The sequence below is a fragment of the Microseira sp. BLCC-F43 genome (genome assembly GCF_041929235.1).
Classification (GTDB): domain Bacteria; phylum Cyanobacteriota; class Cyanobacteriia; order Cyanobacteriales; family Aerosakkonemataceae; genus Microseira.
The window spans coordinates 1-13368 of sequence record NZ_JBHFNP010000220.1 but is presented as its reverse complement, the minus strand read 5'-3'; the positions used below and the strand labels follow the sequence as shown (position 1 = coordinate 13368).

The window sequence follows — 13368 nt, the reverse complement described above, 5'->3', positions numbered from 1 at the left end:
TCTTGCCATTACCGATTACCGCTCGCCTAATTTGTAGCAATCGGTATTGCTTTCCATTACCGATTAGCCATTACCGATTAGCCATTACCCAATTCACCGTTGCTGACTGCGAGGATCGAGGGCGTCCCGCAAACCATCGCCTAATAAGTTAAAAGCCAATACTGTAACGATAATCAGAATCGCTGGAGGCCAAATTAGCCAAGGTTGTAGCACCAAAATAGAAGCATTGGTCGCCACTGAAAGCAGATTACCCCAAGACGGGTCGGGGGGCTTAATTCCCAATCCGAGTAAGCTCAGTACCGATTCGGCGACGATAAAACCAGGCACTGCTAAAGTCGCCGAGATAATCAGGTAAGTCGCTGTTTGGGGTAAAACGTGACGGATGATGATATACAGGGGCTTACCGCCCATCGCCCGTGCAGCTTGGACGAATTCCCGTTCTTTAATTGACAGCACCTGTCCTCGGATTACTCGCGCTAACCCCGCCCAGCTGACAAACGAGGTAATCACCACAATTAGCAGAAACTGCTGGGCGCTGCTGATTCCAGGGGGCAAAACTGTCGATAGGGCAACCAGAAGGTAGATGTAAGGAATCGTCATCAATACTTCCACGACCCGCATCAAAACACCGTCAATCCAGCCACCAAAATAGCCGGAAATTCCACCTATCAGTACTCCTAAAGGGAAGGAAATCGCAATTCCTACCAAACCGATGCTAAGGCTAATCCGGCCTCCATGCACGAGGCGACTGAATTGATCGCGCCCTTGTTCGTCCGTTCCCAATAAGTTCAATTTGCCTTCGCCCGCCGTGCCGAATAAGTGCAAATTACAGGGTATGCCTGTAAAAATTTTTACTTCTTGAAACTTGGGGGGTAAGGGGAGACTGATCTGAAACAGGTTGTAGGTTGACCCAGAGACAAACAAGCGTAGGGGTGATGGTTTTTGGCGGTCTACTGTGAGTAAGCGCTCGCCTGTTTCCAAGTCAACCGCCCCCTGTGTCGTCGGATACACGTGCGGCCCGATAAACTGTTCCTGCTCGGTGCGCCAGTAAATCTGAGTTGGTGGCAGTAAAGAACCGTTGAATTGAGACGCATAGGGGTCGTAAGGCGCGACAAAATCGGCTGCAATGACAGCCAAGTAGAAAATTAACAGGATTATTGCCCCCAAACTAGCCAGGGGATTCTTTTTCAGTTTCTGCCACCAGTTCATATAGTTTTACCGCTTTTCCACCAGTTGTCTTTGTTCCTCCTCAACCTTTTCGTGTTCCACCACAAACACGTTCGAGTAAAGGTTAGCGATGATTTGCTTTCCTTGCTGCGTCAGGGTGAGATAGCGGAGTGCCTCTTTGATGTAGGGATAAACCCCGTTCCAGTAAAACTTGGAATAGTTCTTGCGTAGATCTCCGGGATGGCTGTAGCCTAAAGCCTTATTCACGCCAGTTTCTTCAAATTCATAGTATAAAGAAGTGATTTTCTTGAGATAGCGCGGATCGCTAAGTTGACCGATGAGATCGGCGGCGCGCACTAAACCCGAATAATTAACCGTATCCTGATGATCTTCTGCCACGGGGACAGGGAAACGGGTTAATTCTATATTGCGCTTGATCGCTTCGGCATCGATCAGCTTGTGACCGCCAAACCGTTCTGCGATAAAGAGTTTGGCTCGATCTACATGATAAGGCGTCAGGCTGGCATCCGAAGCACCTGGGGGCAGAGCGACCATGCCGCCGTCTTTTCCAGTCGCATACAATCTTTCTTGATCTCTGTCAGCGCGACACACGCCTTTAACGTAGCCAATGTCGTGACACAGCAGAGAGATAATGCAGTGCAACCAATCTTCGCAAGAAATTCCACCTTCGCGGATGTGTTTCCCGCGTAAGATTTCTTGCCCGACTAAGGTAACCAGAATCGTATGCTCGACGTTATGATAGAGGGCGTCGCTGTTGGCGATATTTTCTAACGCCATACTTCCCGCCCAGCCAATGATGTCTTCGTAGTTGGTTTTCCATCCCCCGTAGGTGCGGTGGTAGCCATCCCGGAGGTTTTGTACGAAGGTGTCGATTAAGATTTCTGTGGCATTAAACATGCTGGTTACTCGCTCGTGCTACTGGCAATGTCTAGAGGGATTGGGCAGCTATAGTTGTTTGTTATCTTCTTTAATTTTTATTCAAGATAGGAACAAATCCCTGTTGTTTCCACAATTGGTTTATATGCTAGCGCAACCAACGCTCCAAGGTACTTTCGTAATATTTCCTATGGGATCGCCACGGTTGAGACGGGATCGATTGGCGAAGGCTGGCAATTTTTGAGCCAGAGTGCCATAATGTGCCCTCAAATTTGACCAGAGGCACAAAACCCCCGTCCTCAAGGCGGGGGATGTAGTGCTTACCAAGACGATCTCGTCGGGTCAAGGTGGAAGCGATGATAAAGCATGACGAGACGCGCTGGCACGCCCGTCGTTTACGCGGGAGTGCCAGCGCGAAGGGGACTTTTAAGTCGAGTCAAAGCGCAACTGTGCTACAATAGGTTGCGTCAGTACAAGAGTCTTAAGAACCCTTACCAATAGGCGCGGGGAGTGTCAAACGAGACAATTGTATGCGGGTGTAGTTCAGTGGTAGAACGTCACCTTCCCAAGGTGAATGTCGTGGGTTCGAGTCCCTTCACCCGCTTTGAGGCTGATAGAAATGTGGCGACAACAGCACTAATGTTGAGGTACTAACGAGGTAACAGTTTTGCTACTCCAGACTATTTATTCGAGGAAGACAAGACGTGTTGCCATTCTTTTAACAATCGATTGTCAAAGAGATTTTTCCAATCCCTATCGATATTTTGGCAACTCGCTTAAGATAAAAGCCAGTCACAGCCAACGGGGAGCAAAAATCCAGGGTGCAGGGGTTGAACCTGCCTGGGGCGAATTATGAGTTCGCTGCCTAAACCGCTCGGCCAACCCTGGTTGAGCTTTTATTGTATTATAAATCCGCTACCTTCGACCACTCACCCACCAATTTAAGAGTTGTTTAACCGCCCATGGCAACTACAAGGAAGCAGCGCATTAAGGTACCACCCATAAGATTTAACTCCACAGTGGTTCTGACTTTGATTTTGCTAACTCTGATGGCAGGAGCTAGCATCGCAAGTGGAATATGGGGATTTGCTCTGGGGCATGAAGCCCTCAAAGGCGTGTCTCAGCCGGATGCTCGCCCAACGGCGAAGAAGACGGGTGGAAAGGAAACCCTGTTGGATTCTAAACCATTGGTCATGCTCAAAGAGCCAGATATTATCAAAAGCGTGAGGGCGACGATCCAGCGCAAGGAGAAGGAAGGCGAAGCCGAACAGAAAGAAGAAAAAAGGGATGAACGCGCTAAGACGCTCTCGCCAGAACAGCCGCAGCCACAAACAGCTACTAATCAGCCTGGATTTCCAGCGATCAGCCAAGATAAAGGGGTGACTTTAGAAGTTCGCTCGGCGCGTCAGCAGGGAGGTTCCCTGGTGCTGGATGTGAGCCTGAAAAACGAGGGAACTTCTGCGGTAAGGTTTCTCTATAGTTTCCTCGATGTGACCGATAACCGGGGGCGCGCTTTGAGTGCGAGTACGGAAGGTTTGCCAACGGAGTTGCCACCGAATAATCAACCCGTTGCGGGGACGGTTAGTATCCCAACGGCGGTGCTGGATGGTGCGGAGCAAATTTCCCTGACGCTGACAGATTACCCAGATCAGCAACTGCGCCTGCAAACCTCTGGGATTCCAGTAAGATAGCAACATGGGGCATTAGTAATTATGACTGGCACACCCACTCAAGCTTAGTGCATCCGCCTTCTATGTTCCTTTCTTGGCAAGACGTTCTGCCGCGCTTGTTGTCGGTGCTGCTGCTGATTGCGATTAATGCGTTTTTTGTCACCGCTGAGTTTTCTTTTGTCTCGGTGCGGCGATCGCGCATCAATCAGTTGGTGGAATCAGGTGACGCCGCGGCTAAAATTGTCCAAAAACTGCAACGAAATATCGACCGACTGCTTTCTACCACCCAGTTGGGAATTACCCTTTCTAGTCTGGCACTGGGGTGGATCGGGGAAAAGGGAATGGCTGTTTTGGTGGCAGACTTGCTGGCACGCCTACCCCTGCCAGGAAAGTTGAATTGGGCGATCGCTCACACCCTTGCCATCCCGATCGCTTTTTTGCTCATCGCCTATTTACAGATAGTTTTGGGCGAGTTGTGTCCCAAGTCGGTGGCGCTGATATATGCGGAACAGCTGGCGCGGCTTTTGGGGCCATCTAGTTTGGCGATCGCGCGTTTTTTTAAGCCGTTTATCTGGATTTTAAATCAATCCACTCGCTTCCTGTTGCGATTGGTGGGCATTCGCTACAACGATGAAGCTTGGTTACCTCCCGTCACTTCTGAAGAGTTGCAGCTAATTATTTCCACCTCTTTAGAGTCTACGGGTTTGCAAGCCGAAGAGCGAGAATTACTCAGTAATGTATTTGAGTTTGGCGATGTTGTGGCAGCAGAGGTGATGGTACCGCGTACCAGCATTACCTCTATCCCCAGCACCGCAACTTTTCAGGAACTTCTCAATGAAATTGCCACGACTGGACACTCTCGCTATCCCGTTACGGGGGAATCTTTGGACGATGTTGTGGGCATTATTAATTTTATCGAATTGGCTGAACCTTTAGCCCAAGGTAGACTCACTTTAAACAGCCAAATTCACCCCTGGATTCGCCCCGCCAAGTTTGTCCCGGAATATACTAAATTGAGCGAATTGCTGCCGATGATGCAGCGCGCCCCCCAATCAATCGCGGTAGTGGTGGATGAATTTGGCGGCACGGCAGGATTGCTGACTTTAGATGATTTAATTGCTGAAATTATTGGCGATACCGGCGAATCTGATAGCAGCGAAGATTTAATTATCCAAAGAGTAGACGAACAAACTTTTTTGGTACAGGCGCAGATAAATTTGTCAGAATTCAACGAGTTGTTAGATTTAGATTTGCCCCTTACAGATGAATACCAAACTTTAGGCGGTTTCCTAATTTACCAGTTGCAGAAAATTCCCAACCAAGGGGAAATTTTTCATTATAAAAATATCGAATTTACTGTGGTTGCCGTTGAAGGGCCGCGCTTGGATCAAATTCTCGTCCGTCGCCAAAAATCTGCAACTGCTCTGATTATAGAAGAGTTTAATGCTGCAAATGAAGCCGAGAATAAACAAAGCGAAACCATCCCCCCAGATGAGGATATTGACAATAAAAATTGGTAATTGGTAATTGGTAATTGGTAATTGGTAATTGGTAATTGGTAATTCAGATAGTTGATCTCGCAAAGAAACCGGGTTTCTAGGAAAATTTTGATGTCAAGGAGAGATCTACACAGAAACCCGGTTTCTAGTCCAAGCTTGGTAAAATTCTGGATAATTCATATTTTGGGCGCAATAGCCTATAATATTATAACATTCGCGGTATCTATCGATGTTATTTTTGTAGGTTTCTTGTGATAAATATTGTTTCAAACTACTCACAACTTCTGGCAACTGTTCGTCTGGTAAAATTTGCTTCAAGCTTTCAGCGGCTTGCCATAAAATAGATGGATTTTTAGTGGTTTGAATCAGTTGCAATAATTCGGCGATCGCTAGTCTATTCCCCGGTGCAATTTTCCCTAAACTCAAAGCAGCTTGGCGGCGAATTGATTCTAGCTGGCTTGACTCTACGAGTTTTATTATAGCATCGATCTCGGTTTTATTCACTATACTAATTTCCCCTAAACTTTCCACGCATTTTCTTAGAGGCGCTTCTTTTTTGGTGGATTTAATTATCTGCAATAAGGCGGCGATCGCTGCTTTATTTCCCGGAGCTATTCTGACTAAATTAAAAGCTGCACGCCTGCGGCTAGATTCGGTTTTAGCCGACTCAGTTAGCTGGGTGAGAGTGGCGATCGCATCTTTATTTCCGGCATCTATTGTACCTAAAGCCGTCGCAGCTATCCGGCGAATTGATTCTTTTTCAGTTGTTGTTATCAGTGAAGTTAAAACAGCGATACAATCTCGATCTCCTTGAGCAATTTTGCCTAAACTTTCGGCTGCAAGCTGGCGAATTGAGTCGGTTTCTGTTGAGTTAACGATCTGTTGTAATAATGATGCAATTGCTGGTTTATTTCCCGTGGCAATTTCCCCTAAACTTTCAATTGCTTGGCGGCGAATTGATGAATTTAAACTTGTATCAACCAGTTGAATCAGGGTAGTAACTGCCGTTTCGTTGCCGGGATTGATTTTACCTAAATAACAAGCGGCTAGTCTGCGGATGGATTCTGTTTCGGTTGATTTAATCAGGTGTAATAAAGTGGCGATCGCATCTTGATTTCCTGGGTCTATTTTTCCCAAAATCCAAGCGGCTTGGCTAGAAGATGCTTCATTTTTGGATATTTTTATTAGGTTAACGATAGCAGCGATCGCATCTTTATTTCCTATACCAATCGTGCCCAAATTATAAGCTGCACGCCAACGGATTGATTCATCTTCACCAGATTTTAGCAAGTGGAGTAAGGATGCGATCGCGCGGCTGCGATCGGTTTTTATTAAAGCTAATCTAATCGACTCTTTCAAGGTTGGGATTAAATTAATCCACTTTTGTTTCTCGCTATTAAAATAACCGAAACGCCACTGAACAATTTGGGCTACTATTTCATCCGCTTTACTACAATCGGCAAACTCGGCAATAGCTTCAGCGGCTATAAAATAAGCGCGATACTCGTAAAATCCCTTGTATTGATAACCATCGATGGAGAATTCTCCCAATCCGTCTTCAAATTCTACTAAGGCTTGGATAAATTCTTCTTTCTGTTCTTTTAATATATCTTCTCTGCCCAACCATAATAAAATTACTTCTTGCCATTGTGGTTCAAAAATGCGGTAGTTAGCAGCGGATGAGTTGAGGAAATAATGCCAATCGTTAATAGCTTGGGCAGCGAAATATTCTTGGAAAGTGGGATGATAGAAAGCATAAACTTTCTCACCCCAGTTTTCGGTTTCGGCGGCGACTCCGACTTGGTTTAAAAACCCCAATTGTAGGGCTAATTTAAATAAATCTTCATCGGGTTCTCCCAGTACCGATGTTACGAGACGATGGCGCAGGCGGAACTTTGTTTTCTCTTCAGCAATTGCTTTTAATGCCAACTCTCCCAACGCTTGATTTAATTGCTGTCGCTGTCTTGAACTGGTGGGAAATCGCTCTTGCTTCCATTCATAAAGTGCTTCGATAAAATGTCGATAAAGTGCGGCTTTGGTATTGGGCAATCCATCGGGTGCAAGCGTCCAAGTGCGGCATAAAAGTGCTAAACGGAGGGGATTTTTCACCGCATCAAAGATGCGTTCGCGTCCGGGTTGGTCTAATTCGAGTCGCAAGCGATCGCCTACTTCTAGATTATCCTTAAACCAGCGGCGGATAAACTGTCCCACCCCATCCAGATTCCCATAGCTAAAATCTAAATTGCGATATGTTTCAAAAGTTTCCAGGGCATTTTTTCCCCCATCCCAAACATTGAGGCGACAAGTCAAAACTACCCTGGCATCTGCTATCCATCCGGTGAGTTGATTGGCGATTGTTTGTAAAGGTAATCCAGTCGTTGCACCGATTGCCATTTCATCAACGGCATCTAATAACAACCAGACTTTTCCACTATTAAATAACTCGCCTAGCGCTTCTTCCATTGCTGGGGTGACGCGCACTTTGCGGGTAGCCGATCTTAGCCAGTTGCTGAGTAAATATTCTTCTATACTTTTACCCTGTAAATCTGCCAAGGAAATCCAGATTGGGACATCGGAAGTATTTTCGATAATCCAGGAGGCGATTTTTTGTAACAGGGTAGTTTTTCCCGATCCTGGTTCTCCGATGATTGCTATTCTTTGGCTTTTTCCTGATTTGATAACTTGGTCGAAAAACCGATCTTGTCGATCGAAAGTTTGGATAATTTCATCAGCAGTATCTGGATCGTAAAATTTTGATCCTTGCTGGGGGGAAATATCGCCGATGCGACGCTGTCTCTGCTGGCGTTCTACTAATCCTAAAGGTACGTAAATATCATCGAGTTCAAAGGTTAATCCATCGCCAGCAGTGAGGGGATTTGTTGTTAAGCGTCCTCGCTCTTGTGCTAACAACATGGCTTTGCTGGCTTGTTTCCAGTCGAAAATATTATTAGTTTCTGGTGGCGGCGTTGTTTCTAGGGGTGGAGAGTCGATGTAAGCTATTGCTTGCCAATCCAATCCCAATCTTTCGCTAATTTCGACAAAATTTACATAATCTACTGGCTTCCCGGTAAAAAAGCTGGTTATAGTAGAGCGAGAGAGTCCTAGCGCCACAGCCAAAGCATTCTGACTGGGAAAACCATGACACCTCAAAGCGTGTTTAACTCTAGCGATGCATTCCGAAGCAACTCTAATCGACCGTGCCATAGTTTAAGAAAGTGCAATTATCTAAGTCAAGCACAAGTCAAGCATTCTCAATCATAGCGTAATCGGGAACTCAAGCAGCCTCCCTGTTTGATGTAATTGTGGAAGCGATGCAGTTTTAAAAGCAGCTTCCAATTGCTACTGAAGGCGGTTAATTAAACCGCTAAGGAGGCTTCGATGAATGCTCAATCCCTTGCATCCTTAACTACGATTATTTTAGCTACAAGTTCCCAGGTTGTAACGACCTCGACGTTCAACAATCTTTTGCTCGAAGGCTTCCTCAACAATTCTAACAAAATTGTCGGTTCTTATCCCGCACCTAAACGAGGAACGCCAAGCGATAGAGAAGGCGCTGGAAGCCGTTTTGCACCTTCTCCTGTGCATCGGGAAGAACAGGCGGCAATGGTGTAATGTTTTGGTTAAATTCGGCATTTTTTAATATGCTCAGGTTCAAACCCCGCCCGGAAATCAATTTCCGGGCTAATAGCAAAAGTCGGTTAAAACCGACTGATAAGAAATAGAGTTTTCATTCCTCTTTCAGAGGACTTTCGCTTAAGCTGCGCGATTTTAATCGCTGGCGAGTTGTGGGGCAGATGGAAGGGGTGGATTAATCCTTTCGGTGTCTGAAGAATTAGTATTATTTAACCGCGAAGACGCGAAGAACACGAAGGAAGAAGAAGGAAGAAGTAGATAATCTTCTACCGGGAAGGGCGTAAAGTTTATTTTTGGATGCGATCGCATTTAATTATCATCTCTGTTGAATTGTGCCAAGCTTGGTAAAAATCTGGGTAACTCATATTTTGAGCGCAATGCCAAATGACTTTGTAGCAAGCATCAAAGCGCTTAGAGTCATTGGCGGAAGTTTCATATGACAAGTAGCCTTTCAATGCTATAACAATTCTTGCTAAAAAATATTCTCCCATGATTTTTTTCAAGTTTTCAGCAGTTCGCCTACAGATGAATTCATTTTCAGTTGATTCAAGGATTTGGATTAACACTGTAGTCGCTGTTTCATTGTTAGAGTCAATTGCCCACAAACTATGTGCCGCCTGCATACGGATTTCTTCATCCTCAGTTGACTCAATAACTTGGGCTAATGGGGCGATCGCTGTTGGATTACCTGTACCAATTGCCCCTAAACTAAAAATTGCTTGCCACAGGATACCTTGATCCTTTGTTGAATTAATCAACTGTAATAACGCGGCTATTGCTGTTTGACTACCCTTGCCAATTGCCCCTAAACTAGCAACCGCTTGCCAGCATATACCATCATCTTCATTTGACTCGATAAGTTGTACTAACGCTGCGATCGCCATTTCATTGCCCCTGGCAATTGCCCCTAAACTAGAAACCGCTTGCCTGCGAGTATACTTATCCTTCGTCGATTCAATGAGTTGCACTAACGCCGCAATAGCTGTTTGATTGCCATCGCCAATTTTTTCTAAACTCACAACTGTTTCTCGGCGAGTGGACTCATTTTGAATTGACTTAATCAGTTGCACTAATGTTGCGATCGCCGTTTCATTACCAACGTCAATTTGTCCCAAGCTTTCAGCCGCTTGTCTGCGAATGTCTTCATTTTCAGTCCATTTAATAATTCGTAGTAATGCTGCCATTGCTGGTTCCTTTTCACAGCCAAGTTTTTCTAAGCTTTCAGCTGCTAGCCTACGAGTATATTCGTTCTTACTTAACTTGCTAATTTGTCCCAACACTTCAATTGCTGTTTGATTGCCTGAGTCGATTTTGGCTAAACTATCAGCAGATAGCCAACGGGTGTACTCGTTTTCAGTTGATTTGAGAATTCGTAATAGCGCCGCGATCGCTGTTGTATTCTTCGCGCCTATTTGGCCTAAGCTCTCAATAGATCGCCAACAAGTGTATTCATCTTTATTTGATTCGATAACTTGAACTAACGCCGCAATAGCTGTTGTATTTCCCCTGGCGATTTGCCCTAAATTCTCGGCAGCTAGCCTACGGCTATATTCATCCTTACTTAATTCTATAACTTGAACTAATGCCGCAATAGCTGTTGTATTTGCCGTACCAATTTCCCCTAAAGTTAGTACTGCTAACCTACTAAAATATTCATCCATATTTTTTACATTCAGGAGTTGCACTAACGCTGCGATCGCTCGGCTGCGATCTGTCTCTAGTAATGTAGCTCTAGCTTCCTCCTCAAGTGCTGATAAAAAAGTCCACCATTTCTGTTCTTCGATATTAAAATAACCAAAAGACCAATTGATTATATGTGCTACTATTTGTGAAGCTTTACTACAATCTCCAAACTCTACAATTCCTAATGCGGCTAAAAAATTAGCTCTATATTCATAAAATACTCTGTATAAATAACCATCAAAAAAGAATTGCTCGCACCTGTCCTTAAACTCCACTAATTCATTAATAAAATCTTCTTTATGCTCTTTTGACACGTCCTCTCTTCCCAACCACAGCAAAATTACCTCTTTCCACTGCGGTTCAAAAATGCGATAAGTGCCTTGTTTTGGATTTTCAGGGTGGTGATTTAAAAAATAGTGCCAATCATCAATCGCCTGCGCGGCAAAATATTCCTGAAACGTGGGATGGTAGAAAGCATAGACTTTCTCTCCACAACTTTCAGATTCCGCTGCTACTCCCACTTGATTTAGCCATCCTAACTGGAGTGCCAATTTAAACAGCTTTGCATCAGGTTCGCCTAATATTCCACGCACAAGGCGATCGCTGAGACGGAACTTAGTTTTTTCTTCAGCTATAGCCCTTTTTGCTAATTCTCCCAGCGCCTGATTTAACTCCTGTCGCTGGGTTGAACAGGTAGGAAATTGCTCTTGTTTCCACTCATAAAGCGCTTCTGTAAACTGCCGATAAAGCCCTGCCTTAGTAGTCGGCAATCCGCCTTGAAAGATCGCCCAATTTCGACATAAAAGCGCCAAGCGCAAGGGATTTTTAACTGCATCTTTAATTCGCTCTCGTCCTGACTTGTCTAACTCAGTCCGCAAGCGTTCTGCTAATGTTGGATTATTCTTAAACCAACAGCGGATAAATTGCCCTACTTGATCCGGTGTTTGGGCATCTCCATAACTAAAGTCTAAATTGCGATAAGTCTCAAAATTTTCCAGGGCATTTTTCCCGGCATCCCAAACATTCAACCGACAAGTTAACACCACCCTGGCATCAGAAACCCAACCTGTGAGTTGTTTAGCAATTTGCGCCAAAGCATTACCCGATTCTGTCACCATTTCATCAACGCCGTCCAACAGCAGCCAAACTCGTTCGCTGTTGAACAATTCGCCTAGCGCTGACTCCATTTCTGGGGTGACGCGCACTTTTCTGGTTGCAGATATCACCCAGTTATTCAGTAAATATTCTTCGATTGTTTTTCCCTGTAAATCTGCCAGATAAATCCAGATTGGTACATCAGAAGAGTTATCGAAAACCCAGGCGGCAATTTTTTGTAGCAGTGTGGTTTTTCCTGCACCCGGTTCGCCAATAATGGCAATTCGTTTGCTTTTTCCTGGACGCAAAACTTGCTCAAAAAACTCGTTGAAATGAAATGTATGGGTAATTTCATCAGAGGTTTCTGGTTCATAAATTCTCGAACCTTCTTCTGGTGAAATATCGCCTATTCGCCGCTCTCGCTGCTTGCGTTCTACCAGTCCCAGGGGTACGTAAATTTCATCGAGTTCAAAGGTTAATCCATCGCCAGCGGTGAGAGGATTTGTTGTCAGTCGTTGCTGGTTTTGAGCTTTGAGCATGTCTTGGCTGACTTGTCGCCAGTCAAGACCTAACCCCCCCAGCCCCCCTTCCCTGCGAGGGAAGGGGGGAGCAGGAGGGGGAGCAGAAGTAAGATTACTCCCCTCTCCTTGCAGGAGAGGGGTAGGGGGAGAGGTTTCTTCTTCGATGTAGGCGATCGCTTGCCAATCCAATCCCAATCTCTCGCAGATCTCGACAAAATTCGTATAATCAATCGCTCTTCCATTAAAAAAGCTGGTAATAGTCGCGCGAGATAGTCCTAACGTCTCCGCCAAAGCATTTTGACTGGGAAACCCGTGACGCCGAAGAGCTTGCTTAATTTTGGGGATACATGCTGGTGCAACTCTGATTCCCCGACGAGGCATAAGTTTTTTTAATAAAAATTCTCTTATTTTATGTTGGCTTTCTTTGAGGTCAAGCGCAAGTCAAGCCAAAGTCAGGCAAAAGCGATCGCAAATCCATCCGTAACTCAAGCACCCATCGACTTTGATCGATTTATAGAAGCGATTAGGAGATGACACAAGTGTATCTTATGACAACCCCAGTACCCGATCAAGTTCTACTCTACCGCAACGCTCTCGAACCATTAGTAACTGAAGAAGTCAAGCGGCAACTGGAACAATTGTCACCCAAATTAGTTAAGTATATTAACCCAGAGCAAGTAATTGCCTACGCACTCAATCGGTTACCTCCCCTATACGCCACCAGCATTGAAGGATGGACAAGGCAACAGCAACTTGCCAAAACCAAGCTTGAAAAGCAAATTTTTCTAGCAGTGCGTCAGGGATTGGCTGCTGTACAACGCGACCCCTTAAAAGTTAGCACCCCCTTGCTATTTTTAGAAGATAAAAACTCTGATAATTAAGTAAATGGGCGTAGTTAAACTTAAAATGCTCAGTATCCAGATCCCCGACTTCTCTAAAAAGTCGGGGATCTCTGTATTAGTTTTAACCTGGTTTGTAGTAGCACGGCGTCGCATAAATTTTGATTTCTAGCCAAGATGATAAAATGCCGTGCCCCGAATTGTGATGTTTATTTATACCCAGTAGTAGCACGGCGTCGCATAAATTTTGATTTCTAGCCAAGATGATAAAATGCCGTGCCCCGAATTGTGATGTTTATTTATACCCAGTAGGGGCACGGCGTCGCATAAATTTTGATTTCTAGCCAAGATGATAAAATGCCGT

At 45.1% G+C, this 13368-nt stretch carries 9 protein-coding genes and 2 tRNA genes; 6 read left to right on the top strand and 5 right to left on the bottom strand.

Annotated features, from left to right (window positions below; translation table 11 throughout):
- Positions 1 to 93: 93 nt before the first annotated feature.
- Together ACE1CM_RS29300 and ACE1CM_RS29295 are read right to left on the bottom strand one after the other, a co-directional pair.
- Positions 94 to 1209, bottom strand: coding sequence for an ABC transporter permease (locus ACE1CM_RS29300; protein ID WP_374882379.1), 1116 nt, complete (start codon positions 1207 to 1209; stop codon positions 94 to 96).
- Between the two features lie 6 nt (positions 1210 to 1215).
- Positions 1216 to 2085, bottom strand: coding sequence for an Npun_R2479 family HD domain-containing metalloprotein (locus tag ACE1CM_RS29295; RefSeq protein WP_374882378.1), 870 nt, complete (start codon positions 2083 to 2085; stop codon positions 1216 to 1218).
- 511 nt (positions 2086 to 2596) lie between these two features.
- Between ACE1CM_RS29295 and ACE1CM_RS29290 the strand changes: the two genes are divergently transcribed.
- Positions 2597 to 2668: transfer RNA gene (locus tag ACE1CM_RS29290), tRNA-Gly, on the top strand.
- A 211-nt stretch (positions 2669 to 2879) separates the two neighbouring features.
- Here the strand turns inward: ACE1CM_RS29290 and ACE1CM_RS29285 are convergent.
- Positions 2880 to 2952 (bottom strand) — tRNA-Ile (locus tag ACE1CM_RS29285).
- 74 nt (positions 2953 to 3026) lie between these two features.
- Between ACE1CM_RS29285 and ACE1CM_RS29280 the strand changes: the two genes are divergently transcribed.
- Positions 3027 to 3755, top strand: a complete 729-nt coding sequence (locus ACE1CM_RS29280; protein WP_374882377.1) for a hypothetical protein — start codon at positions 3027 to 3029, stop codon at positions 3753 to 3755.
- 62 nt (positions 3756 to 3817) lie between these two features.
- A complete protein-coding gene (locus tag ACE1CM_RS29275) occupies positions 3818 to 5254 on the top strand; it encodes a hemolysin family protein (RefSeq protein WP_374882376.1) in 1437 nt (478 codons plus the stop codon).
- Positions 5255 to 5359: 105 nt separating this feature from the next.
- Here ACE1CM_RS29275 and ACE1CM_RS29270 read toward each other — a convergent pair whose 3' ends face one another.
- Positions 5360 to 8437 carry a HEAT repeat domain-containing protein gene (locus ACE1CM_RS29270; RefSeq protein ID WP_374882375.1) on the bottom strand — a complete coding sequence of 1026 codons (3078 nt, stop codon included), beginning with the start codon at positions 8435 to 8437 and terminating at the stop codon, positions 5360 to 5362.
- A 174-nt stretch (positions 8438 to 8611) separates the two neighbouring features.
- Between ACE1CM_RS29270 and ACE1CM_RS29265 the strand changes: the two genes are divergently transcribed.
- Entirely contained in the window at positions 8612 to 8845 is a 234-nt protein-coding gene (locus tag ACE1CM_RS29265; protein ID WP_374882374.1) for a hypothetical protein, read from the top strand.
- A gap of 308 nt (positions 8846 to 9153) precedes the next feature.
- Here the strand turns inward: ACE1CM_RS29265 and ACE1CM_RS29260 are convergent, their stop codons facing one another.
- Positions 9154 to 12546 (bottom strand): HEAT repeat domain-containing protein, encoded by a 3393-nt coding sequence (locus ACE1CM_RS29260; protein ID WP_374882373.1) that lies wholly within the window; start codon positions 12544 to 12546, stop codon positions 9154 to 9156.
- A 30-nt stretch (positions 12547 to 12576) separates the two neighbouring features.
- Here ACE1CM_RS29260 and ACE1CM_RS29255 point away from each other — a divergent pair, with 30 nt between their 5' ends.
- Positions 12577 to 12699 (top strand): hypothetical protein, encoded by a 123-nt coding sequence (locus tag ACE1CM_RS29255; RefSeq protein WP_374882372.1) that lies wholly within the window; start codon positions 12577 to 12579, stop codon positions 12697 to 12699.
- Positions 12700 to 12713: 14 nt separating this feature from the next.
- Entirely contained in the window at positions 12714 to 13046 is a 333-nt protein-coding gene (locus ACE1CM_RS29250) for a late competence development ComFB family protein (protein ID WP_374882371.1), read from the top strand.
- Positions 13047 to 13368 lie beyond the last annotated feature (322 nt).